This is a genomic window from Streptomyces sp. NPDC016851, assembly GCF_055562795.1.
Genome location: NZ_JBVHEP010000014.1, coordinates 1 through 25713 on the forward strand (window position 1 = coordinate 1; position 25713 = coordinate 25713).

Annotated in this window: 23 protein-coding genes; 8 read left to right on the forward strand and 15 right to left on the reverse strand. The window is 71.0% G+C overall.

What is annotated here, in order from left to right:
• The first annotated feature begins 345 nt into the window (after positions 1-345).
• The gene (locus ACZ3I3_RS22480; RefSeq protein ID WP_020277388.1) at positions 346-1140 is read left to right on the forward strand and encodes an IclR family transcriptional regulator; all 795 of its coding nucleotides are present in this window, start codon (positions 346-348) and stop codon (positions 1138-1140) included.
• A 75-nt stretch (positions 1141-1215) separates the two neighbouring features.
• On the opposite strand, the gene ACZ3I3_RS22485 is transcribed toward ACZ3I3_RS22480, so the two are convergent.
• Genes ACZ3I3_RS22485 through ACZ3I3_RS22500 form a run of 4 tightly spaced genes read right to left on the reverse strand, consistent with a single transcriptional unit; the run spans position 1216 to position 4428 of the window.
• Entirely contained in the window at positions 1216-1572 is a 357-nt protein-coding gene (locus tag ACZ3I3_RS22485) for a cupin domain-containing protein (RefSeq protein ID WP_467367678.1), read from the reverse strand.
• Positions 1569-2342, reverse strand: a complete 774-nt coding sequence (locus ACZ3I3_RS22490; RefSeq protein ID WP_467367680.1) for an HpcH/HpaI aldolase family protein — start codon at positions 2340-2342, stop codon at positions 1569-1571. Before ACZ3I3_RS22490 ends, ACZ3I3_RS22485 begins: the two co-directional genes overlap by 4 nt.
• A gap of 27 nt (positions 2343-2369) precedes the next feature.
• A complete protein-coding gene (locus tag ACZ3I3_RS22495) occupies positions 2370-3533 on the reverse strand; it encodes an amidohydrolase family protein (protein ID WP_467367682.1) in 1164 nt (387 codons plus the stop codon).
• A gap of 34 nt (positions 3534-3567) precedes the next feature.
• Complete coding sequence (locus ACZ3I3_RS22500; protein ID WP_467367684.1) at positions 3568-4428, reverse strand: fumarylacetoacetate hydrolase family protein; 861 nt, start codon at positions 4426-4428, stop codon at positions 3568-3570.
• A gap of 231 nt (positions 4429-4659) precedes the next feature.
• Between ACZ3I3_RS22500 and ACZ3I3_RS22505 the strand changes: the two genes are divergently transcribed.
• The 3 genes from ACZ3I3_RS22505 (at position 4660) to ACZ3I3_RS22515 (ending at position 7325) form a co-directional block, all read left to right on the forward strand.
• Positions 4660-5769 carry a sugar ABC transporter substrate-binding protein gene (locus tag ACZ3I3_RS22505; protein ID WP_467367686.1) on the forward strand — a complete coding sequence of 370 codons (1110 nt, stop codon included), beginning with the start codon at positions 4660-4662 and terminating at the stop codon, positions 5767-5769.
• 177 nt (positions 5770-5946) lie between these two features.
• A complete protein-coding gene (locus ACZ3I3_RS22510) occupies positions 5947-6612 on the forward strand; it encodes a nicotinamide mononucleotide transporter family protein (protein WP_467367687.1) in 666 nt (221 codons plus the stop codon).
• A gap of 194 nt (positions 6613-6806) precedes the next feature.
• Positions 6807-7325 carry a flavin reductase family protein gene (locus ACZ3I3_RS22515; protein WP_467367688.1) on the forward strand — a complete coding sequence of 173 codons (519 nt, stop codon included), beginning with the start codon at positions 6807-6809 and terminating at the stop codon, positions 7323-7325.
• 270 nt (positions 7326-7595) lie between these two features.
• On the opposite strand, the gene ACZ3I3_RS22520 is transcribed toward ACZ3I3_RS22515, so the two are convergent.
• Both ACZ3I3_RS22520 and ACZ3I3_RS22525 read right to left on the reverse strand, forming a co-directional pair.
• Complete coding sequence (locus tag ACZ3I3_RS22520) at positions 7596-7991, reverse strand: nuclear transport factor 2 family protein (RefSeq protein WP_467367690.1); 396 nt, start codon at positions 7989-7991, stop codon at positions 7596-7598.
• Positions 7976-8428, reverse strand: a complete 453-nt coding sequence (locus ACZ3I3_RS22525; protein WP_467367692.1) for a VOC family protein — start codon at positions 8426-8428, stop codon at positions 7976-7978. Before ACZ3I3_RS22525 ends, ACZ3I3_RS22520 begins: the two co-directional genes overlap by 16 nt.
• A gap of 131 nt (positions 8429-8559) precedes the next feature.
• Between ACZ3I3_RS22525 and ACZ3I3_RS22530 the strand changes: the two genes are divergently transcribed.
• Positions 8560-8877 carry an aldo/keto reductase gene (locus ACZ3I3_RS22530; protein WP_467367694.1) on the forward strand — a complete coding sequence of 106 codons (318 nt, stop codon included), beginning with the start codon at positions 8560-8562 and terminating at the stop codon, positions 8875-8877.
• A gap of 143 nt (positions 8878-9020) precedes the next feature.
• Here ACZ3I3_RS22530 and ACZ3I3_RS22535 read toward each other — a convergent pair whose 3' ends face one another.
• The 8 genes from ACZ3I3_RS22535 to ACZ3I3_RS22570 form a co-directional block, all read right to left on the reverse strand.
• Positions 9021-9935: an ABC transporter permease gene (locus tag ACZ3I3_RS22535; protein WP_467367696.1), complete on the reverse strand. Its 915-nt coding sequence runs from the start codon at positions 9933-9935 to the stop codon at positions 9021-9023.
• Positions 9932-11113: an ABC transporter permease gene (locus ACZ3I3_RS22540; protein ID WP_467367698.1), complete on the reverse strand. Its 1182-nt coding sequence runs from the start codon at positions 11111-11113 to the stop codon at positions 9932-9934. Before ACZ3I3_RS22540 ends, ACZ3I3_RS22535 begins: the two co-directional genes overlap by 4 nt.
• On the reverse strand, positions 11110-12666 hold the full coding sequence (locus ACZ3I3_RS22545; RefSeq protein ID WP_467367700.1) for an ABC transporter ATP-binding protein: 1557 nt from the start codon (positions 12664-12666) through the stop codon (positions 11110-11112). Before ACZ3I3_RS22545 ends, ACZ3I3_RS22540 begins: the two co-directional genes overlap by 4 nt.
• 28 nt (positions 12667-12694) lie before the next feature.
• Entirely contained in the window at positions 12695-13783 is a 1089-nt protein-coding gene (locus tag ACZ3I3_RS22550; protein ID WP_467367701.1) for a BMP family ABC transporter substrate-binding protein, read from the reverse strand.
• 737 nt (positions 13784-14520) lie between these two features.
• Positions 14521-15900, reverse strand: a complete 1380-nt coding sequence (locus tag ACZ3I3_RS22555) for an amidohydrolase family protein (RefSeq protein WP_467367703.1) — start codon at positions 15898-15900, stop codon at positions 14521-14523.
• Positions 15897-16919: a quinone oxidoreductase family protein gene (locus ACZ3I3_RS22560; RefSeq protein WP_467367705.1), complete on the reverse strand. Its 1023-nt coding sequence runs from the start codon at positions 16917-16919 to the stop codon at positions 15897-15899. The genes ACZ3I3_RS22555 and ACZ3I3_RS22560 overlap by 4 nt, the downstream gene beginning before the upstream one ends.
• A gap of 254 nt (positions 16920-17173) precedes the next feature.
• Entirely contained in the window at positions 17174-18364 is a 1191-nt protein-coding gene (locus ACZ3I3_RS22565) for a PucR family transcriptional regulator (RefSeq protein ID WP_467367707.1), read from the reverse strand.
• 10 nt (positions 18365-18374) lie between these two features.
• Complete coding sequence (locus ACZ3I3_RS22570; RefSeq protein WP_467367708.1) at positions 18375-19823, reverse strand: aldehyde dehydrogenase family protein; 1449 nt, start codon at positions 19821-19823, stop codon at positions 18375-18377.
• A gap of 73 nt (positions 19824-19896) precedes the next feature.
• On the opposite strand from ACZ3I3_RS22570, the gene ACZ3I3_RS22575 reads away from it, so the two are divergent.
• The 3 genes from ACZ3I3_RS22575 to ACZ3I3_RS22585 all read left to right on the forward strand — a co-directional run bounded on the left by ACZ3I3_RS22575 (position 19897) and on the right by ACZ3I3_RS22585 (position 24683).
• Complete coding sequence (locus ACZ3I3_RS22575; protein ID WP_467367710.1) at positions 19897-20979, forward strand: NAD(P)-dependent alcohol dehydrogenase; 1083 nt, start codon at positions 19897-19899, stop codon at positions 20977-20979.
• Between the two features lie 134 nt (positions 20980-21113).
• Positions 21114-23336 carry a cytochrome P450/oxidoreductase gene (locus ACZ3I3_RS22580; RefSeq protein WP_467367712.1) on the forward strand — a complete coding sequence of 741 codons (2223 nt, stop codon included), beginning with the start codon at positions 21114-21116 and terminating at the stop codon, positions 23334-23336.
• Between the two features lie 204 nt (positions 23337-23540).
• Complete coding sequence (locus ACZ3I3_RS22585) at positions 23541-24683, forward strand: acetamidase/formamidase family protein (RefSeq protein ID WP_467367714.1); 1143 nt, start codon at positions 23541-23543, stop codon at positions 24681-24683.
• A gap of 55 nt (positions 24684-24738) precedes the next feature.
• On the opposite strand, the gene ACZ3I3_RS22590 is transcribed toward ACZ3I3_RS22585, so the two are convergent.
• The gene (locus tag ACZ3I3_RS22590) at positions 24739-25353 is read right to left on the reverse strand and encodes a GOLPH3/VPS74 family protein (RefSeq protein WP_467367716.1); all 615 of its coding nucleotides are present in this window, start codon (positions 25351-25353) and stop codon (positions 24739-24741) included.
• Positions 25354-25713: the final 360 nt, after the last annotated feature.

The following is a 25713-nucleotide window of genomic DNA, read 5'->3' on the forward strand; positions in this document are numbered from 1 at the left end:
CGCACTCCGGCGTCCGCGTCCCCCGCCAGCCGGACGAACACATCGCCACCCGCGCACAGGGCGGCACGGGCCCTCGCGGCGAGATCACCGACCCCCCCCCCCCCCCCCCCCCCCCCCCCCCCCCCCCCCCCGGGGGGGGGGGGGGGGCCCCCCGGGGGGGGGGGGGGGGGGGGGGCGCCGCCCCCCCCCCCCCCCCCCCCCCCCCCCCCCCCCACGGCTCACGTGGATGCGCGTACCAGCGCTCTTTGAACCACCATGACACGACCCTTACCATTGCTTCATTCAAGACGGCGTTTCATTTGACGTCCCCATCGTTGACTGGGCGCGGACAGGAGCGAGAATTCCATGGCCACGAAGGCGCAGGGCGGTACCGGCGAGCAGGACGGTCCGGACAGGACCGCGCCGACGATCCAGACGGTGCAGCGTGCGGCGCTGATCCTCGGCTCGTTCACGGTCGGCAAGCCGCACATGAGCCTCAACGAGATCACCGCGCGTCTCGGTGCGAGCAAGGCGACCGCGCACCGCTACACGAAGGCACTGCGGGCGGCGAACCTGCTGCGGTACGACGAGCGCACTTCGCTGTACTCCCTTGGCCCCCAGGTACTCACGCTCGCCACGGCGGCACGGGCCGGCCTGCCGATCGTCGCCGCCGCCGAGCCGTACATGGAGGAACTCGTCAGGCGCATCGACGAGACCATCGTGCTGTCGGTGTGGGACGGCGAGTCGGCGACTGTGGTGCGCTCGGTGGACAACACCGACCACATGGTGCGCATCAGCGTCCGCGTCGGCTCGCGCCTGAACCTCACGTCCTCGGCGCAGGGACGCGTCTTCCTCGCGTTCCTGCCCCCGGAGCAGGTGCCGACGCTGCCGCGCTCGGTCCGCAAATCCGAGCTGAACGAGGAGCTCGAAGCCATCCGGAAGCATGGCCTGTCGGTCAACTCCCCCACCGTCAACGGTGTCCGCACGGTCGCGGCGCCCATCTTCGAGGGCGACACGATCAGCGGAACGCTGGCGATCGTCGGCACGACGGCGACCGTTTCCGACGACGTCACGTCGCCGATGGCCCAGGCGCTGCTGGAGACCGCCCGCGCGCTCTCGCAGCGGCTGGGCACCTCCGAAGACGCGCCCAACGGCGGCTGACCCGGCTGCGGCGACACTGGAGGGCCCACCGCCGATGCGGTGGGCCCTCTTTCGTTCTTGCACGAGCTCCGCCGCTCAGGGAAGCAGGTCGGCCCGCGGCGGGACGAAGAAGTCGATGTTCACGCACGGGGCCTCTGTCGGCTCCACGTAGTGCTCGCTGCCACGGGGAACCAGCAGGAAGGATCCGGCACGCATGTCGTGTGCGACCCCGTCCACGTAGTAGTTCGCACGCCCCTCGGCGATGTGGACCAGCTGGTCGAAGTCCTCGTGCCGGTGAGGGTTCAGGGTCATGCCGACCTCGAGCTCGTGGTGGCAGATCATCACCTCGTCCGTCGCGTAGACGCGACGGCGGACCCCCGGCCGTACCTGGGTCACCGGCATCTCGTCCCAGTTGACGACGGTGTGGAACAGGGCCGCGTTGCGTGTGCTCACTGGTTCTCCTCTCCGGCGGCCGCCCGCAGGCCGGCCGCCAGCATCTGCAGATCCGATCCGACGACCAGGCAGTCGGCGTCACCGAGTCCCAGGTCCGACGCGGCGTTCCGGTTCGGCGCCCAGCCGCCGAACGCCACCCCGGCGGAGCGGGCGGCGTCCCTCACCCGGTCCACCGCGGCGCCCAGCACCGCCGGGTCCGCCGGCAGGCCGAGGTCGACCGCGAGGTCGGTGCTGCCGACGAAGCACACGTCGAGGGCGGCGACCAGTTCCGGCAGCGGATCCGTCCGCGCCGTCTCGATCTGACCCACCAGCACCGGCGGGTCGTCCTGCTCGGCGCGCAGGAACCTGGCCAGCGGGGCCGCGCCGAACCGGGCGGCCCTGTTGGCCAGGCTCACGGACCGGCTGCCGGCCGGAGCGAACCGGGTCGCCGCCAGGAGTGCCTCGGACTGGGCGAGGCGGGTGAGCATGGAGAGCTGGATGCCCGCTGCCCCCGCCTCCAGGAGCCGGTTGACCGCGGCGGCGTCCACCTCGGGCACGCGCACCAGGGCCGGCAGCCCGCACACATCGGCGTGGCGCACCAGGTCGAGGGCGTCTCGCTCGGTGAGGGTGGAGTGCTCGAGATCGACGACCACGAACGCGAACCCGGCCGCCTCGGCCAGTTCCACCACGTCGGGCGAGGCCAGCTTGACGAACGTGCCGACGGCGGGCCGCTCCGCCGTCAGGGCCATGCGCAGCCGACGCCGCAGCAGATGGACGTCACCGACACTCATGGAGTCCTCCTGGGATGTGCGGGCGTGTCACGCCGACTTCAGACCCCGCCACGGCACGATGTCGACCTCCTTGCCGCCGTGCAGCACCACGGTCGGCTCCAGGCGCGGCGCGACGATCGTGTTGCCGGCGGCGTCGGGCAGGGTGACCTCGTCGGTCCAGTCGACGACCGTGACGTCGGCCCGCCCACCGACCTCCAGGCGTCCGTAGCCCTCGGCGTCGAGCCCGAGCAGCTGGGCCGGCGCCACGGTGGCCCGCCGGACGCACTCCTGAAGCGGCGCGCCCAGCGCGACCAGCTTGGAGATGCTGGTGAGCAGGTCGAACACCGGGCCGCGCCAGTTGCGGGCGCTGGTGTCGGAGCTGAGGACGTCGGGCAGGAATCCGTCGGCGATCGCCCGGCGCGCCACCTCGAAGCTGAGATTGCTCCTGCCGTGGGCGGAGTCGAACAGGACACCGCGCTCACGGGCCGCGGTGACGGCGGGCTGGACGTGGTCGCCGTCGAGGATGCCGTACGGCTTGCCGGTGTAGCAGTGCGCCACGATGTCGCCGGGGCGCAGGTGGTCCAGGACGACGGGAAGCGGCTCCGAGGTCTCACCGATGTGCAGCATCAGCGGCAGACCGGCCTGTTCGGCCAGCGCCACGGACTTCTTCAGCAGCGACTCCCAGTTCTCGCCGACGACGTCCTCGGAGAGACGGATCTTGAAGCCACGGACGATGTCGGGGTGGGCCTCGGCGGTCGCGAGCGCGTCCTCGGGGACCAGGGTGTCGGGGTTCAGCAGCTCACCGAACCTGAAGTCGATCAGGCCAAGCACCGAGACGTTGAGGAAGTTGACGATGCGCAGCGGGTTGGCCTCGACCACCAGCTTGCGGAAGGCCGCGAACGTCGAGGCGCCGGCCGTGCCGGCATCCGCCGCGGCGACCACGCCGCGGCGCAGGTGGGCCTCCTCGGCGGGGGCCCCGACGGCGGAGACGTACTGGAAGATGTGGGTGTGGCCCTCGACGAGGCCCGGCAGGACGGTGGAGCCGGTGACGTCGATCGTGCGGGCCGCGTTCTCCGACAGGCCCTCCCCGACAGCGGCGATGCGGTCACCGGTGACCGCCACGTCGAGCCGGGCGTGGGTGTCCGACGCCGGGTCGATGACGGTGCCGCCGGCGAGGACGAGGTCGTACGACGACAGGGAGGAGATGGACATCGAAGTGTGCTCCAGGGTGGAGGTTGGGGAACGGTCAGCTGACCGGTTCGGTCAGCCGGTGGTCGTGTCGTGAGGCGTCCGTGGGGCGCACGATGCGGGTGACGAGGGGCAGCACGCCGTCCACCTCGACGCGTACTTCGTCGCCGTCGGCGAGGAAGCAAGCGCGGTCCTGGCCGGTGCCGGCCGGGGTCCCGGTGAGGACCACGTCGCCGGGTTCGAGCGCGGCGAACCACGACAGCCTGCTGAGCAGATCGGGAACCGGAAAGATCATCCCGTCGCTCGTGTCGTCCTGCACGAGCTCACCGTTGACCCGGGTCCGCAGGCGGATCGCGTCCCGGTCGGTGAATTCCTCGGGAGTGCGGACCGACGGGCCGAGCGGAGTGAAGCCCGGGTGGCTCTTGGCGAGGGCGGGAGTGCCTGTGGCGCGCATGATGTCGCGTGCCGTCATGTCGTTGGCCGCGGTGACACCGGCGATCGCCGGCCAGACCTCGGACTCGGTCGCCCGGCACAGCCGGCGCCCGACGACCACCGCGATCTCGCCCTCGTAGTCGGGTTCGGTCGCGGACTGCGGAATCTCCACCCGCGCGCCGGGTGCCGCGACGCCGGACGACGCGGCCAGGTAGAGGATCGGCTGCTCGGGCAGTCCGCGTCCGGTGCGGGCCGCCTTCGACACGTAGTTGAGCCCGACGCCCCACACCGCGCGGGGGCGGCCCAGGGGTGCCACGAGCGTGGCCTCTTCGAGCGGGATGCGTCGGCGCACCGCGCACGACGCCAGGCACCGCAGCGAACCCTCCTGTTCGATGAGCGCTCCGACGTGCGGAAAAGCAGTGTTCAACAGGGCGACAGCCCCGTCCTCGATCCGGCCCAGGCCGGCGTCCGTGGTCACTACTCGCATGGCGGGCATCTTTCAATGCGAGATGGCATCGTGTCAAGCGATACGGATGTGTGGGGTGCGGAAGCCCGATGGCACCGTCCGACCATCACCCCATCGGACACATTGCGAGATGCTGTCTCTCATCTCGTAGAGTGGCTCCGCTCGACACCGAGGGCGCCTCCGTGTCGGCTTTCAGTCAGGTGGGCCGCGATGCGGCACCCACGCCCGGATCGCGCCTGAAGTGAGCTCCCGATGCGTCGTATCGCCATGTCCGCAGCCACCACAACGCTCTCCGTCTCACTCGTCGGCTGCGGCGGGCTCAACGTGACGGGGAGCAGCGGCGACGCGAGCCCGACCAAAGGCGACGACATCACCGTGGGGCTGCTGCTGCCCGAGAATGCGAACCCCCAGTACGAGCAGTTCCACTACCCCGTCATCAAGGCGAAGGTCGCGTCCCTCACCCGCGGCCAGGGCCGGGTCGAGTACGCCAACGCCGATGCGGACGCGGGCGAGCAGACACGACAACTGCAGCAGATGATCAACGCACAGGTCGATGTGATCCTGCTGGACCCCGTCGACGCGCAGGCCATCGCCGGCGGAGTGAGGAAGGCCAAGGAGGCCGGTATTCCTGTCATCGCGTACGACCGGCTGGCCGAGGGCCCGATCGACGCGTACATCACCTTCGACAACGAGCTCGTCGGCGAGGTGCAGGGCCGTTCCCTGCTGCAGGCCCTCGGTGAGGACGCCGGCATCTCCGACAAGATCGTCATGATGAACGGTTCTCCCACCGACCCGAACGCCCAGCAGTTCAAGGCGGGCGCGCTCCTCGCGCTCGACGGCAAGGTGACGATCGCCAAGTCGTTCGACACCAAGGACTGGAAGCCGCAGACCGCCGAGATGAACATGACCGAGGCGATCAACGAAATCGGCAAGAACGACATCAAGGCCGTCTACGCCGCCAACGACGGTCTGGCGGGCGGCATCATCGAGGCGCTGAAGGCCGCAGGCGTGACCGACCTGCCGCCGATCACCGGACAGGACGCCGAACTCCCGGCGGTGCGGCGGATCGTCACCGGCGAGCAGTACATGAGCGTGTACAAGCCGTACCCGCAGGAGGCCGAACGCGCCGCGGAGATGGCCGTGGCGAGGGCCCAGGGCAGAGACATACAGTTTGCCGCCCTCACACGTGACAGGGCCGACAGTCCCCACCGCAAGGGCATCCCCGCACATCTCGTGCCCGTTGTCGCCCTGACGAAGGACAACATCAAGGACACGGTCATCGAGGACGGCATGTACAAGGTGTCCGACATATGCACGCCCGCACTCGCGGCCGACTGCACGGCGACAGGCCTGAAGAAGTAAGCCACCGACGACACCGGGCGCCTTGCCCCATGTGAGGCCTTCTAAGTTTAAGTCTAGACAATATGGATATGGCGGCCCGAAGCTGTCGCCTATGGATCGCTCCCGAAACCCGATACCCGACGACCTGCCGGACGGCAGGTTCGCGCCTCACTCGTCCGTAACCGGCCCGGCCGCCCGGTGAACGGGCTTAACTCCGAGGCGTTCGTCCTGTTCGACCAGCACATCCTGTGGTCGGACATGATCGGCAACATCCTCGGCCTGGCCGCCCTCGCCCTCGGCTGGCGCCGCTCCCTGTGGACCTGGCCGGTGCAGTTCCTGTCCGGCCTCATCCTCTTCGGGGCCTTTTTCGGCCACCTGACCGGCAGCGCGGGCAAGCAGGCCGTCGTCATGACCGTGGCCCTGTACGGCTGGTGGCGGTGGAACCGCGACCAGGGCCGGTCCGGAAGCGGCCAGATCACCCCGCGGTTCGCCACCTGGCGCGAGCGTGCGGCGATGGTCGGCGCCGTCACCGTCTGCACGGTCGCTGTGGCCCTCCTGTTCAAGGCCTACCCGACTCTGTCCTGGGACCCCTGGCCGGACGCCTACATCTTCGTCGGCACGGTCGTCGCGATGTACGCCCAGGCCCGCGGCATGGTCGAGTTCTGGATCGCCTGGCTGCTGGTCGACCTGGTCGGCGTCCCACTGGCCTTCGCCAACGGTTACGCCTTCTCCGGCTTCGTCTACGTCATCTACGGCGCGCTCGTCCTGTGGGGCATGCGCGACTGGTGGCTGCGCTCCCGCAGCCGACCGCAGCCCGCCCTGGAACAGCCCGATGCGCACGCGCCCGAGGGAGTGCCGCAGTAGCGGGCGGTCGAGACTCGCGCTACGGGGATCGCCGCTCTCTACTCGGGCGGCGAGCGAAAACCGACGCATGGACGCCTCGCCTACACCCTCAGGGCCCCGCGCGGCCCAGCGACTGCCCTATCCATGCGAGATGGCGTGTTGACATACGAGACACCCCATCTTAGCGTCGGGGCATCCCTCAACGAAGGCAAGACATGATGAGATCTGCTTCCTCCCCGTCGGCCTCCGGGCCGGTCCCCCACCACGACCCGCAGGCGTACCGCGACGGACTGTCCTCGATGGTCACGTCCGTATGTGTAGTCACCACCGAAGTGGCCGGGCAGCGGTACGGCTTCACCGCCAACTCGGTGACCAGCGTGTCGATGGACCCCCCGCTGATCTCGGTCTGTCTGGCCGACACCGCAGACGTCCACCCGGCCTTCAGCCAGGCCGAGTCGGTCGCCGTCAACGTCCTCGCGGCCGACCAGCACCCCGTGGCGCAGGCGTTCGCGACGGTCGGCGCCGACAGGTTCGCTGTGGCGCACTTCAGTCCGGGTGAGCTCGGTCCACCCCTTCTCGACGGGGCCACCGTGTCGCTCGAGGGCGTCGTGCACCAGCGCCTCACCGCCGGCGACCACACGATCATCCTGATCGAGGTGGCCGGTGTGGTGGTCGGCGGAGGGGAGCCGCTCACCTATCAGGGACGCCGGTTCCACACGCTGAACCCGCTGTAGCCAGCCGCACGGGAGCCGGCCGGAAAGTCCGGACGTCACGCAAGAACTCGTCGCCCTGCCGACCGGCATCAACCAGTCGGTGGGGCGGCTCCGCGACCGGCGGCGCGGCGTGGACCGAGTCTCTGTCACGGGAGATCCGGACGAGCTGGGCACAGACGAGAATCGCCCGTCCGGGAAAGCCTGACACCCCGTCCGCAGAGGAGCGGGCGGGGTGTCACGGGGGCAGGCTGCCGGCTCAAGGCGTCGATTCCGGGCCTGCCGGCCGGGACGTCACGCGAGCTGCCGCTGCACCTCGCCGCTGTCCCAGTAGTCCGTTCGGCGGGTGATGAGACCGTCGGCGACGGTGAACACGAAGACGCCTCGGACGCTCACGGGGCGGTCGCCCGCCGAGCGCATGCGGAAGGTCATGACGTAAGGCACCGCGGCCGACTCGCCGTCGACGAGAAAGCGCTCGGGCGCATAGTGCAGGTCCACGAAATCCTCGAGGAACCCGGTCAGCGCGGCGCGGTAAGCGGCGCGGCCCCTGCGGCTCTGCCCCGTCGACGAGGTGTGTTCGTTGACGAAGTCCTCGGCCACGCAGGCGGCCACGGCGTCGGCGTCATGTGCGTTCAATGCCGCCAGGTATGCCTGGACCGTGGCGCGGGTTTCGTTCAGGACGAACCCCACTTCTGCCGGACCGTGTCGAAAACACGCTGGTCGTGGGAGATCTCGATGACGTTGCCATCGGGGTCCTTCAGAGCGCAGATGTAGCCGATCGGGTCGGGCATCTGCCGGGGCTCCCAGTGCAGGCAGCCCAGTTCGCGGGCCCTGTCCGCGAGCGCGTCGACGTCCCCGCGCGTCGGCACCTCGATGCCGATGTGCGCGAACGGGTGCAGCAGGCCCTGCTGGGTGCCCTTGTCCTTGTTGAACGACACCAGGACGAGCACGAAGGGCGTCTCGACCTGCTTGTCGTTGGAGAGCCAGACGCTTTCGCCGTCGGCGTCCTTGAAACGCTCGACGACGACCAGGGGAGTCAGCGAGGTATAGAACTCGATCGCCTTGTCGAGATCGCCGGTCGGCAGCGCGACGTGAGTCCAGCGGGCCGAGGTGAGACCGGTGGCCACGGTACCTCCAGTGAGTGGTGCGGTTTTCCTCGAGCCTAGGTCTGCGCGCGCCCGGAGGTCGATGTGCTGCGGACACAACGCGTACGCCGAGAACACTGACCCCGCGCGACATCGGTTCCGCGCCCGCCGCGGTGGAAGCCTGGGGCAACACCGACGAGGCGGAGTGCCGGCGCATCGTGTCGACGGCGCTGGAGGCGGGGGTCAACTTCGTCGACACGGCCGACGTGTACGCCTTGGGCGAGCCCGCCCGTCCCGGCGTCACATCGGCCCTCATGGGCCCGCGCACCCATGACCAGCTCCTGACGCAGCTCACCGCGGTGGACCGGCCGCTGTCGGCCGAGGCGCTGGACCGGATCGACGAACTCGTCGCGCCGGGCCGCGTGCTCAATCCACGCGACGTCGGCCATACTCCTCCGGCGCTGGAGACCGCGGCGCTCCGCCGCCGCTGACACCGCTGCGCCACGACGCAGGCCGGTCATGGGAAGGGGCGTTTTCGACACGTGCTCTCGGCGTGCCCGTGCAGGCCCTCGTACTGGACGTACGAGGGCCTGCACGCGGCGTGGCCGATGGGGGCCTTGTTCGGGTCCTGCCGTCAGGCCGACCCGCGTGCGAAGGGTCGGCCGAGCGCAGCGGGTTCCCGGTGCTGGGTGGTGAACAGCAGCATGGCGAGGAGCGCAAGCAAATACGGGGCCGCGACGAGCAGTTGGGCGTTGAGGGTGACACCGAGCGCGGGGAGCGCCAGGCGCATCGCGTCGGAGAGGCCGAACACCAGGCAGCCGAGCATGGTCCGGCCGAGCCGCCAGGCTCCGAAGATCACCGCGGCGATGACGATGTAGCCGCGTCCGGCGGTCATGTTCTGGTTGAACGATCCGACCTCGCCGACCGCGAGGTACGCGCCGCCGAGGCCGGCCAGCGCGCCGCACCACAGCAGGGCCTGCCGGCGGCGCACGTTCACCTTGATGCCCGTGACGTCGGCGGCCTGCGGATTCTCCCCCACCGCCCGCAGTTCCAGACCCCAGCGGCTGCGCTCCACCAGCCACCAGGTCAGCGGCACGAGCAGGATCAGGAGGTAGGCGGGCCAGCGTTCGGAGAACAGCGGCTTGCCGATGAGCGGGATGTCCTCGAGCAGCGGGATCGACAGCACCCCGACCTGGTGCGAGGCGAACTGCTCGGTCGTGATCAGGTAGCTCGTCAGCCCGAGCACGAGCGCGTTCAGCACGAGGCCGACGACGAAGGTGTTGATCTGGGCCCGGTGGGAGAGGTTGCCGTGCACGAAACCGACGACGAGGCCGGTCATGACGCCGGCCATGAGGCCGACGGTGGCATTGCCGGTCGCGCTGGCTGCGGCGACCGAGGTGAAGGCGGCGCTGAGCATCATCGCCTCGACGGAGATGTTCATCGCGCCGGCGCGCTCGGCCAGGTACTCACCGCAGGCGGCGAAGGCCAACGGCACGGTCAGCCGGACGCCGCTCGCGAGAATGGTCGTGGTGCTGTCCAGAACGCTCACGCGGCTGCCTCCGTCTTGGCCGGGACAACGGAAAGGGCGGGCGCCGCCCGCGGGGTGGCACCGCGACGCCCGTGGAAGAGGTCGACGAGGACGGGCGGTGCGACGAAGGCGAGGACGAGCAACGCCTTGACGATGTCGACGAGATACGACGGCACGCCGGTGGCCGAGAGGAAGTCGCCGCCCGCACGCAGCACGGCGAACACGAACGACACCGGGATCGCGGCCATGGGCCGGTTGCGCGCGACGAGCGCGACGAGCAGGCCGTCCCAGCCGACGTTGTCCGAGAGTCCGGTCTGCAGCCGGTTGGTACTGACCGGGCTGGCCAGCAGCAGCCCTCCCGCCAGCCCCGCGAAGGCGCCCGACAGTGCCAGGGTGAATCCGCCGAGCGCGCCCACCCGGACACCGGCGTGCTTGGCCGTCAGCGGATTCAGTCCGACCATGCGGACCCTGAAGCCCCACCGACTGCGGGTCAGGACGAGGGCGACGCCGACCGCGGCGACGAGCGCGATGAACAGGCCCGTGTTGAGCTGGAGCGAAGGGTACTGCCCGAAGCTGGCGAGCTGGGCGTTCGCCGGCAGGGGGTTGGACTGGGCGTCGGCGATGCCCGAGGAGCCCTGCGCGGTCTCCTGCAGGCCCCACGGTGTGCTGACCGCGAACGTGACGAGCTGGATGGCGAGGAACGTCATCAGCAGGGTGCTCACCGGAACGTTGACGCCGCGGTAGCGGAGCATCAGAGCGCTGAGCGCGGCCCAGGCGCCACCACCGACCGCGGCGGCGATCAGCACCACGACGATCAGCATGGGGCCGGGCATGGCCAGCCGCAGCCCGACCCAGGCTCCGGCCAGGCCTCCGACGAGCACCTGCCCCTCCTGGCCGATGTTGAACGTGCCGGCGGACGAGCAGACGCACGCGCCGACCGCGACCAGCAACAGCGGCGCCATGTTGAGCAGCGTCGTCGTCCATCCGGTGGCGTTGGCCACCGACCCGGTCCATATCGCGGACAGGGAGGCGCTCGGCGAGGCACCGGTCAGCATGAGCAGCAGCGCGGACGCGCCCAGGGCGACGGCGACGAAAGCGACGGTGAGGCCGGCTGTCACCCAGCCGTCGCGGCCTGGCCGGAGCCGGGCGAGGAAGCGCCGGGCGAGGTCGTCCGGATTGATCAGTGAGGCGGCACTCATGCGGCCTCACCGCCGACCAGCATGCCGAGCCGCTCGGAGGTCGCCTCCAAGGCGGAGAGTACTCCGGTGATCCGCCCGGAGGAGATCACCGCGATCCGGGTCGCAAGGGCCATGACTTCCTCGAATTCGGTGGAGACGAGCAGCACTCCGACGCCTTCGTCGGCCGCCTTGCGCAGCCGCGCATACATGTCCTCGATGGCACCGACGTCCAGCCCGTGAGTGGGCTGCGCGGCCACCAGGACGCGGGTGTCACCGGACAGTTCCCGGGCGAGTACGACCCGCTGCTGGTTGCCGCCGGACAGGCTGCGCACCGGCGCGTCCAGCGACGGTGTGATGATGTTGAACTCGTCCGCGAGGCGACGGGCCTCGGCGAGCATCACGCCCCGCCGCAGCAGGAACCGGCCGCTGACCTTGTCGAGCGACTTCATCGTCAGGTTCTCGGCGACACTCATGTCGAGGACGACGCCGCTTTGGTGCCGGTCCTCGGGCACGATGCCGAGACCGGCCCTGGCGAGCGCGCCGGGCCGGGTCACGTCGACCCTGCTCCCGGCGACTTCGACGGTGCCGGCGTTCGGCGCGACCAGCCCGGCGAGGACATCGCCGAGCGTCGCCTGGCCGTTGCCCTCGACGCCGTAGAGGGCGACGATCTCACCCGCGCCCACGGTCAGGTCGACTCCTTCGAGAACCCTGACACCACGCTGCTCGACGGTGAGGCCGGTGAGGCGCAGGACGGGCTGCTGCCGGTCCTGGGCCCCGCTCCCGCCGGTGCGTGCCTCCTGCACCGGCAGCAGGCCGAGGGCGGCGCCCTCCTCGCCCAATGACACCTCGCGGCCCACCATCTGCTGGGCGAGGAGCTGGGGAGTGGTCTCGGAGGTGACCGCCCGGAAGGCGACACGGCCCTTGCGCAGGACCGTCACCCGGTCCGTGGCCTGGGCGATCTCGGCGAGCTTGTGGCTGATGAGGATGACAGCGCGCCCCTCCTCCTGCACCACGCGGCCGAGCACGGCGAACAACTCCTCCGACTCGGCCTGGGTCAGCACCGAGGTGGGCTCGTCCAGGATCAGGATCTGAGGGTCGCGCCGCAGGCACTTGACCACCTCGACCCGCTGCCGTTCACCGGCAGACAGCGCGTCGACGCGGGCCTCGGGGTCGATCGGCAGCCCGTACCGCGCGGAGACCTCGGCGATGCCGGCACAGAGGGCGTGCTTGTTCACCTTGCCGGTGTCGCCGAGCGCCACGTTCTCCCACACGGTCAGCCCGTTGATGAGGCTGAAGTGCTGGTGCACCATGCCGATGCCCAGTTCGGCCGCTTCCTGCGGGCTGTTCAGCGCGACCTCCTCGCCGCGCACCAGGACGGTGCCGGCGTCGCGCCGGACCAGCCCGAGCAGGACCTTCATGAGGCTGGACTTGCCCGCCCCGTTCTCACCAAGGAGTCCGTGGATCTCGCCGGCGTCGACCCTGAGGTCCACGGCGTCGCAGGCCGTGACGGATCCGTAGGACTTTGTGATGCCGCGCAGCTCGAGAAACGGAACCGCTGAGGCTGTCGGTGTCATGACTGATCTTCCTCGTCGGTGTCGGCCGTCAGCCGAGGCGCTTGACCTCGGCCGCCGTGTCGATCTTCTTGCTGCCGATCTTGTTCAGGAACTGCGCCAGCTGCTTGCTCTCGTCGCCCTTGGGGTCGCAGATCTTGACGGTCGGGTAGGGGTCGACGCCCAGCTGCCACACCCGCGTCGTGCCCATCTTCAGGTTGTCCTTGGCGAACTCCTCCAGCGCGGCGCGGAAGTAGTCACCCGGGTCGAAGATCACCGAGAAGTCGAACTTCGGGCCGGCCGAGTCACACCGGTCGGTGCCGGGGGTGAGGGTGAGCACGCCGTTGGCGTTCGCGAGCTTCGCCGACGCGTCGGTCGCGCCGCCGAGATAGGGGTAGATGACCTTGGCGCCCTGGCTGATCTGTGCCTGAGTGGCTTCCTTGGCCTTCGCCGAGTCGTTGAAGTCGCCGGTGTAGGTGCTCGTCAGCTTGGCCTTCGGGACGACCTCCCGGATCCCGGCCAGGAAGGCCTTGGCGGCGGCGACGCTGAAGTCGGCCTTGGTGCCGGTGATGAACCCAGCCTTGGTGTAGCCGGCTGCCTTCATCTTCAAGCCCGCGGCGTAGCCGGCGGCGAACATACTTTGGTTGGGGTCGTCGGTGGACATCAGAACCCGCGGGATCGGGGCGGAACCCGCCTGCCCCGGCATGTACCAGGCGGTCTTGGCGCAGACCGGGTCCTGGGCGGCGGGTACGGCGGTCTTGAGCTCACTCGCGGCGAGCGCGACCATGTCGACGTGCTGCTGACACAGTGCGCGTGCCGCGTTGAGCGCGTCGTTCGGGGGCACGCTGCCACGCTTGATGACTGTCCAGCCCTTCTCCTTGGCGAAGGCGTCCGCCGAGTCGACGAAGCTCTGGTAGTAGCCGTGGTCGTTGATGTCGCCGGGGCTGAGGACTCCGATGACGACCTTGCCGTCGCCGTTGACATCGGGCTCCTTGAGGCCCGAGCCGCTGCCACCGCTCGGCTGGGCGTTCGCCTTGGGCGCCGTCGCCGCGTTGCCGGCACAGCCGGAGAGCGCGAGGGCCCCTGCGAGGGCGAGGCCGACCGCGGCCCGAGGACGACGGAGCGTGCTTTTCGCAGTCATGTGCGTGGTTCCATTCGCTGAGTGGCACTGCCCCGGCGGGGCGGTGAGGTGGCGTAGGGGGGATCAGTGGGCGGGGCTGACGGCCCGGTCGAGTCCGGCGCAGGGGACACGGTCCTGGTGGGGAAAGGGCTCCTCACCCGCGGCGACGAACCACGGGAGCCATCCGCCCGACTGCTCGGACCCGGGTGGGGTCGATGTGGCCAGGGGCGGACGTGACCGAAGGTCGGGGGTGATGCTGACGGCGTCCGCGAGCGCGATGTGCGCGTCCGGGAAGCAGGGGCTGTGGCCGCCGCGGTCTTCGCCTCGTGCGCGCGGCGCTCCACAGGGCGGGGATGAAGGCCGGCGACGGCGTGCCGGCGATCTGCGAGGGCGGGTTCGCCGGTCGGCGACGGCCATGTGCTGACGCAGTTTCAGTGTGCGAGGGACAGCGCCTCGATGTGCTCGGGAATCTCGCCGGTCGTGACGTTCCGTACGAACGCGGCGGTGTGCTCGGTGTCGACAGGCGTCCTTCGGCTCCGGGGTGTCCGGCCGCCGGGCGCCGAGGGAATGACCGTGATCGACGGCGGCCCTCGCTGACCTGTGTGCGGCAGCCGTACGGCGCGGCATCGCCCCCTGTGTCGGAGTCGCGTCGGACGGGTCGTGTCGTCCGGGCCGGCGACCATCGGTCGCGACGGCGGGCCCTGCTTCTTCGCCGGCGGCAGCCCGGACTTGTCGATGACGTTCAACGGCGGGTCTCCTTACCGGTCGGCAGCCCGCTCCATGGGCCAGGTGGGGCGGGGCGTGATGCCGGCGCGCCTGAGGAGGGCGGCGGATCGTTCGGCGGCGGCCGCGGCGACGGCCGCGAGGTCGACGCCGGTCGGTCGCCGGTCGCGGACGACCACGCGGCCGTCGACCAGCACGTCTCGGACGGTGCGCGACACATGGCCCCATACGAGCTGGCGGGCGAGGTCGCCCCGGGGCACCCAGGCGGGGTCGCGCGCGTCGAGCACGACGATGTCGGCCGCCTTGCCCACTTCGAGGGAGCCGATCCGTTCACCCAGACCGATCGCCCGGGCGCCGTCGATCGTCGCGAGGGCGAACGCCTGCTCGGCGCGGACCGGGTCGGGCAGATCACGGTCGCGTTCGAGAGCGGCGAACAGATAGGCGGCGAGGAGGACGTCCGGGCCGTCTCCGGCGTTGTGCGCGTCGCAGCCCAGGGCGACCCGGCCGCCCCGCCGCACCAGTTCGGCGTGGCGGGAGGCGCGTGTGTACCCCTGGGCAAGACGCAGGTAGGCCCCCGGGCACGCGGCGACCGCGGTTCCGGTCTCGACGACGGCGTCGACCTCGGCGTCGTCGAGCCACACGGCGTGCCCCAGCAACAGGCGCGGGCCGAGTACTCCCAGCTCGCGGAAGTGCACCACCGGCCGGCGTCCGCAGCGCAGGGCGTACGCCTCGATGTCGGCGGGTCCCGGCGAGATGTGCCAGGTCAGTCCGACATCGAGCCGCTCGGCCAGGCTCGCCGCCCCGGCGAAGAGCTCGTCGCTGGCCAGGTCGTGGCCGACGAGCGTCACCCAGCCGGTGACCGGCCCGGTGGCCGGCAGGGACCGGACGATGTCCTCCTGCCGGGCGAGCACCTCCCCGGCGGGCGCGGCGAACGGCACGCCCTCGGCGTCCCAGCCCCAGCCGCCGACCCGCGCGCGGACACCGGCGGTGCCGAGCCCGGCGGCGACTCGTTCCGGGTAGGCCACCGTGCCCGGTTCCAGCACCGTGGTGACGCCCCGCGACAGGCAGTCGATCGCGGTGATGGTCGCGGCCAGTTCGTCGTCGTCACCGTCGGCGTGGGCGTGCAGCGGGACGATCCAGTCGAAGATCGACTCCTGCGAGCCGATGTGGTCCGGGATCGTGCTGCGCACGAGGGGGTCGACGGTGGTGTGCTGGTGGGCGTTGACGAGGCCCGGGATCACGACACAGCCAGACGCGTCGATCTCCCGTGCGCCCGGGAAGAGGGCACGTAGTTCCTCGGTGGTGCCGAGTGCGGCGATGCTGTCCCCGGACACGGCGACCGTCGCACCGGTGAGGACGCGGCGGGCGGGGTCCATCGTGACGACGTCGCCACCCACGATCAGAAGGTCCGTCATGGCTCGATCACGACCTTTCCGATCGTCTCGCGAGCGGCGAGCACGTCCCAGGCGTCGGCCAGGTCCTCGAGCGGGAGCCGCGCGGCGGTGGGCAGGTGCAGGCCGTCGGCGAAGCAGGCTGAGGTGGCCGCGACGAAGTCGGCCGAGGTGTAGCCGCCGGTGCCCAGGAGTTTCAGGCCGCGGTGGAAGACCTCCTGGAGCGAGAACGAGACCTGGTCGCCACTGGTGTTGCCCATCAGGAGCAGACGCCCGCGGATGCCCAGGCAGTCCAGTGAGGTGCGCCAGGTGTGGGTGCCGACGTGGTCCAGGACCAGGTCCGCTCCGGCGCCGCCGGTGAACACCGACACCGTTTTCGCCGCGTCGGGGTCCTCGTTGGGCAGTACCAGGTCGGCACCGGCGGTGCGGGCCGCGTCCCGCTTGGCCTCGCTGCCGGCGAACGCGACGACTGAGGCACCGGCCCGCTTGGCCAGCGCGATGGCCGCCAGGCTCACGGCGCTGGCGCCGGCGTGTACGACGAGGGTCTCACCCGCGGCGAGTGACCCGACCGAGTGCACCGCGTGCCACGCCGTCGCGGCGGCGGTCGGCAGGGTGACGGCTGCCGCGAGCGGCAAGGACTCGGGGACCTGAACAATCGATTCTGCAGAGGCCAGTACGTACTCGGCCAGAGCGCCGGGGGCGTTGCCGCCGAGGACCCGGGGGCAGGAGCAGTACGCACGATCGCCCACCGCGCACCGGGAGCAACTGCCGCACCCCTGGGTGGGATCCGCGACGACCCGGTCACCGGGGACGACCGAGCCGACCGCGGATCCGGTCGCGACCACCGTCCCGGCGAAGTCCATGCCCGGCACGTGCGGAAGCCGGAACCCGGGGACCAGGCCCGGCCCCTGGCGCTGCAGCAGGTCCAGGCGGTTCAGCCCGCAGTACACGACCTTGACGAGAACGTCGCGCGGTCCGCAGACCGGCTCGGGGACATCCCGGAGGGACACGGCCTCGGGTCCGCCGAAATCCGTCTGAACCATGGCTCGCACCGCACTGCCTCCTTACCCTGGGCCGTCTCGCATTGCGAGGCGGTGGAACGTAATGCGAGGTACTCTGCCCCCGTCGGCCGGTGCTGTCAACGCCCCCTGGGAACATCTTGGTTTCATTGGTGTATCGCCCATTCAGAGGGCTGACAGCCCAGGCCGGGGCAGGTGGGTGAGGGTGCGGAGGCAGGTGAGGGCGACCGCGGTGGAAGGCCTCACCGCGCCGTGCGACGGCGCGGCATGGTGGCGGCTCAGCGCCCGGTCGGCACCGGCTCGTCGTCGCCGTGCAGCCGCTGGTCGTCAGCGGCGAGCAGGTCCAGGGCCGCGAGCGCCAGGTGCAGCTGCGCCGAGGCGGCGGGAAGCAGGGGGTCGGTGCCCAGGAGGCTCTTGATCTGGCGCACCCGGTAGCCCACCGAGTTGCGGTGCAGATGCAGTTGTGTGGAGACGCTCTGCCGGCTGCCCCTCTCGGCCAGCCAGGCACGCAGGGTCGCCATCAGCTCCGGACGCTGCCGGATCGGCCCGAGATGCGCCTCGGCGTAGGCCTCGAGCTGCGCGCGCGGGAGGGGCAGGAGTACCTGGACGACCCCGCAGCGGTCGAAGGTGAGCAGCGGGACCGTCCGGATCCGGGCGAGTCCGAGCAGCCTCTCGGCCTCCGTGAAGGACCGCGCCAGGCCTGTCGGCGAGTCGGGACGGGAACCGCTCGCTGCCATGACGTGGTCGGCGGAGTCGTCGTCGGTCATGAGACGCAGCCGGTTGCGCAGGCGGTCGAGCACGGCCTCGTCGGGCACCACCGTCCACGCGGTGCGACCCTCCTGCCGCACCGGGTGCTCCAGCCAGGTGAGGGCGGTGGACCAGGCACGCAGACGGGAACCGCCGTAGTGCAGTACGGCACCGGTCGGCGGTCGCCGGAGATCGATGCCCAGCCCCGCGGCCGCCGTGCACACCTCGGGGCTCACCGTCCCTGACCGCAGCGCGGCGATGACGTCGGCCGGTGTGTGCTGCGACGAGACCTCGGCAGGGCTGTCCCCCGCGCGTACGGCGTCGATGAGCAGCGCGGTGACGGCGGCACCGGCCAGCGCCCGCACGCGCGGATCACCGGGGCCGACGGTCAGCAGCACACCGGCCACTGTCGTCCCCGCTCGCACGGGCAGGGCCGTGGCCCGCAGCCCGTCCAGCGTGTGGACCACCGGTCCGGTCGCGTCGGCGAGCACGCCGTCCGCCACCGCGGGCGGCACTCCCGCGCCGCTGTCGGTGGCGGCCAGTGGCGCGCCTTCGGCGGACAGCAGGCGCACGTGCCGACCGGTCGCCCGCCGAAGCGCGTGCAGTATGTCCGAGCGCGCGGCGCCGGCGAGCACCGCCTCGGTGAGTTCCCGCTCCAGCAAGGCCTCCGGCCCCGGTCCTTCCCGGGCCGGTTCCGACCGTGCCCCGGCAATGGTTCCCATGGTGTCGCTCTCAGCGGGCCAGCAGCCGGATGGCCACGCCCTTCTCCTGGGTGTACTCGCGCAGCGCCGCGTATCCGCCGCCCCGGCTGAAGCCGCTGTCCTTCTGCATGTTGAACGGGAAGCCGATCACTCCGGCGTCGTGGAACTGGTTGACCGCCACCTGCCCGGAGCGGACGTCCTTCGCCAGCCGGAGCGCCCGGGAGATGTCGTTGGTCCAGACGCAGGCCAGCAGGCCGAAGTCCGTCGCGTTCATCAGCCCGGTCGCCTCGGCGGTGTCGCGGAACGACTGCACGGCGAGCACCGGGCCGAACACCTCCTCCCGGGCGACGCGCATGCCCGCGTCCACACGGTCGTACACGGTCGGCCGGACGAACCACCCGTCGCCGGTGGGCCCGCCACCGGTGACCAGCCGCGCCCCCTCGCGAGGCGCCTCCTCGAGGAAGCCGCTGACGCGGGCGAACTGTGCGGCACTGACGAGCGGCCCCATGTCCAGGTCGGCTTCCCAGGGCCCGGTCTTGACGTCGGCCATGCCGGCGGCGACCCGCTCCACGACCTCGTCGTGCACCGATGCCTGAACGAGCAGCCGGGAACCGGCGTAGCAGTTCTGCCCCGCGTTCTCGGTGATCGAGGCGACGATCGCCGGGATCGCCGTGTCGAGGTCGGCGTCGGCGAAGAGCACGTTCGGCGACTTGCCGCCGAGTTCCAGCTTCACCGGGACGAGGTTCTGTGCGGCGGCCGCCATGATCGCCCGCCCCGTGGCGGTGGAGCCGACGAAGCTGATGTGGTCGACGCCCGGGTGCGTGGTGAGTGCGACGCCCGCCTCGGGGCCGAGGCCCGCGACGACGTTGATCACCCCCGGCGGGAAGCCCGCGCGGCGGGCGAGTTCGACGAGGGCGAACGGTGCCAGCGGCGCGATCTCGGACGGCTTGAGCACGACCGTGTTGCCCGCGGCGAGCGCCGGCGCGACATTGGCGGCGGTGAGCACGGCGGGGACGTTCCACGGGATGACGACGGCGCACACGCCGTACGGCTCGGGCACCGTGTAGCCCAGGTAGTCGGGGCTGCGGGTGGGCAGCGTGACGCCGGTGAGCTTGTCGGCCGCGCCGGCGAAGTAGTCGATGATGCCGTGCGCGATGTAGATGTTCGTCCGGCCGCCCGACAGGGGCTTGCCCACGTCCTGGGCCTCGACCGCCGCGAGGGCCTCGACCTCGGCGATGACGAGGTCGGCCCAGCGCCGGATCAGCGCCCCGCGTTCGCTCGGGTTGGTCGCCGCCCAGGCAGGGAACGCGCGGCGCGCCGCGGCGACCGCGTCGTCGACATCGGCGCCGCCCGCCCGGGCCACCTCGGTGATCACCTGCTGCGTGGCCGGATCGAGGATGCCCAGTGTGCCGCCGTCGCGGGCCGCAACCCACTCGCCGTCGATGAAGTGCTGGGAAGAAGGAAAGTCAACAGCCGCCATAGGGCGAACCTTGACCGACCTTGTCGCGCATGTCAATATGCGGTCTCGCAATGTGAGGCAACGAGGAGGCCCTGTGCGTGCCACCGCCGCTCTGCTGGAGCAAGCCGGACAGCCATTCGTCCTGACAGAGGTGGACCTGGACGATCCCCGCCCGGACGAGGTGCTCGTCCGCGTCGCGGGCGTCGGCATCTGCGGTACCGACCTCGAGTTCGCCACCTTCTTTCCCACGCCCGCGCTGCTCGGGCACGAGGGGTCGGGCGTCGTCGAGAAGGTCGGCGCCCACGTCACCTCCGTACGACCGGGCGACCACGTCGCCATGTCGTTCGCGTCCTGCGGCACGTGCGCGCTGTGCCGCACCGGCTCTCCCGCCTACTGCCGCGGCTTCGACGCGGTGAACTTCTCCGGCCGCCGACCTGACGGCTCCACCGCGGTGACCCACGAGGGGCGGGAGGTCAACGCCCACTTCCTCGGACAGTCGTCGTTCGCCAGCCATGCCGTCGCACCGGAGCGGGCGGTCGTGAGGATCGACCCGTCGCTGGACCTGCTGCGGGCCGGCCCCTTCGGATGCGGTTTCCAGACCGGAGCCGGCGGCGTGCTCAACGTCCTGCAGCCGCGCCCCGGCTCGTCCATCGCGGTCTTCGGGGCGGGGGCTGTCGGCGTGGCCGCTGTCATCGCCGCCGGCTTGAGCGGCTGCGAGGTCGTCGCCGCCGTCGACGTGAACCCGGCCAAGCTCCAGGCGGCCCGCGGCTACGGAGCCACGCACACCGTCGACTCCTCGGCCGGGGAGGCCGCCGAGCAGCTGGCCGCCCTGGTCCCGGAGGGGTTCGACTTCGTGGTCGACACGACCGGGCGCGAGGACGTCCTGCGCACCGCCGTGGAGGCTCTCGGACCGCTCGGTCGCGCGGGTGTCATCGGCATCGGCCCGAGCGAGTCGATGAGCTTCGAGTGGCGCAGCATCCTCAACGGGCGCTCCGTCACCGGCATCATCGCCGGGTCCAGCCTGCCGCAGCTGTTCCTGCCGCGGCTGCTCGACCTCAACGCCAAGGGCCGCTTCCCGGTCGAGAAGATGATCACCTACTTCCCGTTCGAGCAGATCAACGAGGCCGTCGCGGCGGTCCGGTCCGGCACGGTCGGTAAGGCCGTACTGACCTTCTGAGCGTCTTCCACGAGACGTTGTCGCACGCGGCGCGACACCTTAGGGTGGGCCGACGCCGATGAGGCTCGCAGACATCCGGTGGCGCGGCCGGACAACACCGCGCACAAGGTTCGAGCACGTGGAGCGTGCCCACCATGTCCGCCGACATCGACTTCATGCCCGGTGACACCGACTTCGACCACCACTCCGACGAGGCCAACGCCGATCCGGTCGCCTACTACGCGCGCTTCCGCGAGAGCTGTCCGGTAGGCCGCTCCGCCGCCCATGGCGGGTTCCAGTACACGACGCGGTATGCCGACGTGGCCCGCATCGCCCGCGACGACGAGACGTTCTCCTCCGCTCGCAGCGACCACGGCGGCCCCGGGGTCGGCATCGTCATCCCCAAAGGACCGGGGCTGGAGCAGTATCCGATCGAGCTCGACCCGCCGCGTGCGACCGAGTACCGGACGCTGATCAACCCGCTGCTGACCCCGGAGGCGGTCGAGCACCTGGTGCCCATGATCGAGCGCCACGCCGCCCGCGTCGTGGACGACTTCATCGAGCTCGGCTCCTGTGACTTCGTCCGCGACCTCACCAACCCGCTGCCGGCCGCGGTCACCTTGGACTGGCTCGGTTTCCCCGAGGAGGACTGGGCGAAGCTGGCGGGGCCGATCCACGACATCTTCGCCGCGCCGGCGGGCAGCGAACGCGCCGTGCGCGGGGCCGCCGGGCTGGCCTACATGGACCGGCGCATCCGCGAGCTGATCGCCGAGCGCCGGTCAGAGCCGCGGCCCGACGGGGTCAGCACGCTGGTGGCCGGCCGGCGCGCCGACGGCAGCGAGTTCGGTGACGACGAGCTGGTGTCGGTGATCGGCCTGCTCATCGCCGGCGGCGTCGACACCACCACCTCCCTGACCGGGTCGACGCTCGTTCACCTCGCTCGCCACCCCGACCAGCGCCAGAAGCTGATCGACTCCACCGATCTGCTGGACGCCGCGACCGAGGAGTTCCTCCGCGCGTTCGCCCCGTCGCAGTCGATGGCGCGCACGGTCACCCGGGACGTCGAGGTCGGCGGCTGTCCGATGCACGCGGGCGACCGCGTGCTGATCCCCTGGGTCGCCGCGAACCACGACCCCGCCGTGTTCCCCGACCCCGAGCAGGTACGACTCGACCGCGACGCCAGCCGGCACCTCAGCTTCGGGATCGGCTCGCACCGGTGCGCCGGCGCGCACCTCGCCCGAGCCATGTTCCGCGCGATGATGACGCAGGTCCTGACCCGGCTGCCCGACTACTGGGTGATCGAGGAGGGACTCGTTCCCTACCCGACGCGCGGCAACCAGTCCGGCTGGGACGCGATCCCGGCGGTCTTCACGTCCGGTTCCCGGGCGACCGCGGCGGCAGGATCGATCCGCGCGCTGACCACGCCCACCCCGCTGCGGGTGACCGAGGTGCGCGCGGCGGCCGACGGTGTCGTCGCCGTCGGCCTCGGCCTGCCGGACGGAGGGGAACTGCCCGCCTGGCAGCCCGGCGCGCACGTCGAGTTGCGTCTGCCCTCGGGCAGGCTGCGCCAGTACTCGCTGTGCGGCGACCCCGCCGACGCCGCGACGTGGCGCATCGGCGTCCTGCACGAGCCGAAGGGCCGGGGCGGATCGGTCGAACTCCACGAACTCGCCCGCCCCGGAGTCACCTTCGCGGTGCGCGGGCCGCGCAACCACTTCCCGCTCACGCCGGCGTCGTCCTACCTGTTCCTCGCCGGCGGCATCGGCGTCACCCCGATCCTCGCCATGGTCCGCGAGGCCGCCGGACGCGGCACGCCCTTCACCGTCGTCTACGGCGGACGCACCCGCTCGACGATGGCGTTCGCCGACGAACTGGCCGCCATCGCCGGGGACGCGCTCACCCTGCTCCCGCAGGACGAGGCCGGGTTGCCGGACCTCCCCCGGCTGCTGGGCCGCCTGGACGCGGACACCGCCGTCTACGCGTGCGGGCCGGGGCCGATGCTGGCGGCCGTCGAGCGCGAGTGTGCCCGCCTGGACCTCACCGACCGGCTGCACCTGGAACGCTTCGCCGCCGGGGACGACCTCGAGACGGCGTTCGACGCCGCTGAGAACCGGACCTTCGAGGTTCAGCTCGCGCGCACGGGAGTCACGCTCCCCGTGCCGGCCGACCGCCGCCTCATCGAGGTTCTGCGCGATGCCGTCAGCGGCCTGTCCTACGACTGCGAGAAGGGCTACTGCGGCGCCTGCGAGACCCGTGTCCTCGCCGGGACACCCGAACACCGGGACTCCGTCCTCACCGACGAGGAACGTCTTGCCGGACGCACGATGATGATCTGCGTCGGCCGCTGTCAGGGCGAACGGCTCGTCCTCGACCTCTGAGGGCACATGGGCTCCGTCCGGACACCGGTCGGGGCCCATCGTCGGTGTGCCCGCCCCACTGCCGGACGAACGAACACCGTCATCCCCTTTGACGAGATGGCATATTGCAATGCGAGACCCTTTTACCACCTGGCCCTCTGGGTGAAACACCACGGCAACAGGGCGTTCCTAGCGTCGGGGCATCGCTTACAGAAAAGGTGGGCCATGTCCGTAACCGACTCGCCCCTGCTCGACGTTGCCGCGACCGGCTTCCCGATCCTCCAGCCCGGTCGCGGGGCGATCGCGTCGACGACCTACCTCCCGGCCACGCCCGGGAACACCCTGTGGGGTCGCCTTCCGTGCGAGGCGGATTCACCGTGTGCCGTCGTGCAACCGGGCTCCGTCATCACGGTCGACACGATCAGTCACGAGGGAGTTCTGGAGGACCAGGGCCGCAACCCACGCGAGTTCTTCGGCCGCTACGGCGTCAGCGGCGGCCACGTGCTCGACGACGCCCAGCAGGTGGCGGAATCCGGAATGCCGCACGACTTCGACAACGACGGGCCGCACCTCGTCACCGGGCCGATCGCCGTGGCCAGCGCCAGGCCGGGCGATCTGCTCGCCGTGACCGTCCTCGACCTCACCCCGCGAGTCCCGTACGGCATGGTCTCCGCACGCCACGGCTTCGGCGCGCTCCCCGGCGAGATGCCGTCGCTGCCTGGCCCCGTGTTCACCTTCGCGACGGCACACGCGGCTCGCCACGGCGCGTGGGGCCGGATCGCGGTCGACCCGACGGACTCCTCCCGCGGCTCACTGCGCTTCCCGCTGCGGCCGTTCCTCGGCGTCATGGGCGTGGCGGTGCCCGGGGACAGGCGACCGCACTCGGTCCCGCCGGGCCGGCACGGGGGCAACATCGACGTCTCCCTGCTCGGCGAGGGCGCCACGCTGTTCCTTCCGGTACAGGTCGACGACGCGCTGGTCTACTTCGGGGACCCCCACTTCGCGCAGGGTGATGGTGAAGTCGCCCTGACAGCGTTCGAGGCGTCGCTGCGCGCCACCGTGAAGCTCGAGGTGGTGCCGGGTGGTGCGGCTGCGCGCCCTGGTCACGGCCGCGTCGCCCCGTTCGCCGAGACGGACGACTACCTCGTGCCGATCGGTCTGGACGAGGACCTGGACGAGGCGATGCGCGACTGCGTGCGCTGCGCGCTGCACCTGCTCGCGACCGACTACGGCATCGACCGCCATGTGGCGATGGCGTACCTCAGCGCGGCAGGTGACTTCGCGGTCTCCCAGGTCGTCGACGGCGTGAAGGGCGTTCACGGGAAGATCCGAAAGTCGGACTTCTGCGAGGTCGGCCGACCGGATTGACCGGTGGGTCGCGCCGATTTCCGCCCCGGCACGGGGATACGCCGGGGCGGTGCGTTCAGGCCCAGGAGCAGAGCGCTACGGGCAACACGCACGCGGCGACCGCGGCCAGGATCTGGGTACAGGCCGGTCGCGGGGACCGCCCCATCGGCCCGTACTCGCTCCCACCCTGATCCCCAGAGGTCACTCCGCAGGCCGTCGCCAGCGCGGCCAGCACGGCGGAGCGCTCATCGGCCCCGCTGCGCAGAGACCGGACCGCAGCGCTCCGTTGCTCCTCGCACAGGATGTCGTAGCGACGGGCCGAATCGGTCGGCAAAGGCAACCGCCGCGGCGTGCGAACAAGGATGCCGTCAGTGGTCAACCCGGCCGCGAGACGCTTGTGCGCGCTGCCGCTCAGGGCTCTGACCCAGTGCGATGCTGTGCGAAGCCTGCGCGACGACTGGATCTGCACGAGGACCTCGCCGAGCACCCGGTCGCGCGACTGCGCGCCCTGGGCGGCGACAATGTGTCCGTCAACTGTGTGGATGAGGCCGTCCAGAGCCAGTTCCATCAGCATCGCACCGCTCAGACCGAAGTCGAGACCGGTGCGATAGCTGGGCACACGCCCCTGTCCGTCCAGGTACACGGCCAGCATGAAGTCGCCCGCGAGGCTCGTCGTAGAACCGGCTTTCATTCCCGTTCTCCCCTTCGCGGCGCGTCGGCTCGGGCTTCCGGGTGCTTCCGGACCGGGCAGCCGAACCAGATCCCCGAAGGGTCCGAGACAGCACTATGGAGGTCAGGCAGCGCCTTCGTCAATGCGAGACACCGTCCCGGTATGCAAAACGTGCCTGGACACGGATTACGCCGGGCCCTGTGCAGGTTGGTACGGCCGTCCGCACCCCGTCACCGAGGGCCGGCATGAACAGGAAGGCGGCATGGGGAGCGCCGTAGAACTCCAGCTTCTCGCGGACCCCCGCCCTCCTGCCGTCCCGGTCCAGGTAGAGGCCCTCGTCGTAGCATCGGTGAAATCCCGGGAGGTCCGCCCCTCCTCCTC

What these genes read in the sequence shown, in the direction of transcription:
- ACZ3I3_RS22555 (WP_467367703.1), bottom strand. Translation starts at nt 15,900, where the DNA reads ATGACGGACCTTCTGATCGTGGGTGGCGACGTCGTCACGATGGACCCC.
- ACZ3I3_RS22570 (WP_467367708.1), bottom strand. Translation starts at nt 19,823, where the DNA reads ATGGCGGCTGTTGACTTTCCTTCTTCCCAGCACTTCATCGACGGCGAG.
- ACZ3I3_RS22585 (WP_467367714.1), top strand. Translation starts at nt 23,541, where the DNA reads ATGTCCGTAACCGACTCGCCCCTGCTCGACGTTGCCGCGACCGGCTTC.
- ACZ3I3_RS22480 (WP_020277388.1), top strand. Translation starts at nt 346, where the DNA reads ATGGCCACGAAGGCGCAGGGCGGTACCGGCGAGCAGGACGGTCCGGAC.
- ACZ3I3_RS22540 (WP_467367698.1), bottom strand. Translation starts at nt 11,113, where the DNA reads ATGAGTGCCGCCTCACTGATCAATCCGGACGACCTCGCCCGGCGCTTC.
- ACZ3I3_RS22550 (WP_467367701.1), bottom strand. Translation starts at nt 13,783, where the DNA reads ATGACTGCGAAAAGCACGCTCCGTCGTCCTCGGGCCGCGGTCGGCCTC.
- ACZ3I3_RS22495 (WP_467367682.1), bottom strand. Translation starts at nt 3,533, where the DNA reads ATGTCCATCTCCTCCCTGTCGTCGTACGACCTCGTCCTCGCCGGCGGC.
- ACZ3I3_RS22500 (WP_467367684.1), bottom strand. Translation starts at nt 4,428, where the DNA reads ATGCGAGTAGTGACCACGGACGCCGGCCTGGGCCGGATCGAGGACGGG.
- ACZ3I3_RS22490 (WP_467367680.1), bottom strand. Translation starts at nt 2,342, where the DNA reads ATGAGTGTCGGTGACGTCCATCTGCTGCGGCGTCGGCTGCGCATGGCC.
- ACZ3I3_RS22560 (WP_467367705.1), bottom strand. Translation starts at nt 16,919, where the DNA reads ATGGTTCAGACGGATTTCGGCGGACCCGAGGCCGTGTCCCTCCGGGAT.
- ACZ3I3_RS22565 (WP_467367707.1), bottom strand. Translation starts at nt 18,364, where the DNA reads ATGGGAACCATTGCCGGGGCACGGTCGGAACCGGCCCGGGAAGGACCG.
- ACZ3I3_RS22505 (WP_467367686.1), top strand. Translation starts at nt 4,660, where the DNA reads ATGCGTCGTATCGCCATGTCCGCAGCCACCACAACGCTCTCCGTCTCA.
- ACZ3I3_RS22515 (WP_467367688.1), top strand. Translation starts at nt 6,807, where the DNA reads ATGATGAGATCTGCTTCCTCCCCGTCGGCCTCCGGGCCGGTCCCCCAC.
- ACZ3I3_RS22545 (WP_467367700.1), bottom strand. Translation starts at nt 12,666, where the DNA reads ATGACACCGACAGCCTCAGCGGTTCCGTTTCTCGAGCTGCGCGGCATC.
- ACZ3I3_RS22590 (WP_467367716.1), bottom strand. Translation starts at nt 25,353, where the DNA reads ATGAAAGCCGGTTCTACGACGAGCCTCGCGGGCGACTTCATGCTGGCC.
- ACZ3I3_RS22580 (WP_467367712.1), top strand. Translation starts at nt 21,114, where the DNA reads ATGTCCGCCGACATCGACTTCATGCCCGGTGACACCGACTTCGACCAC.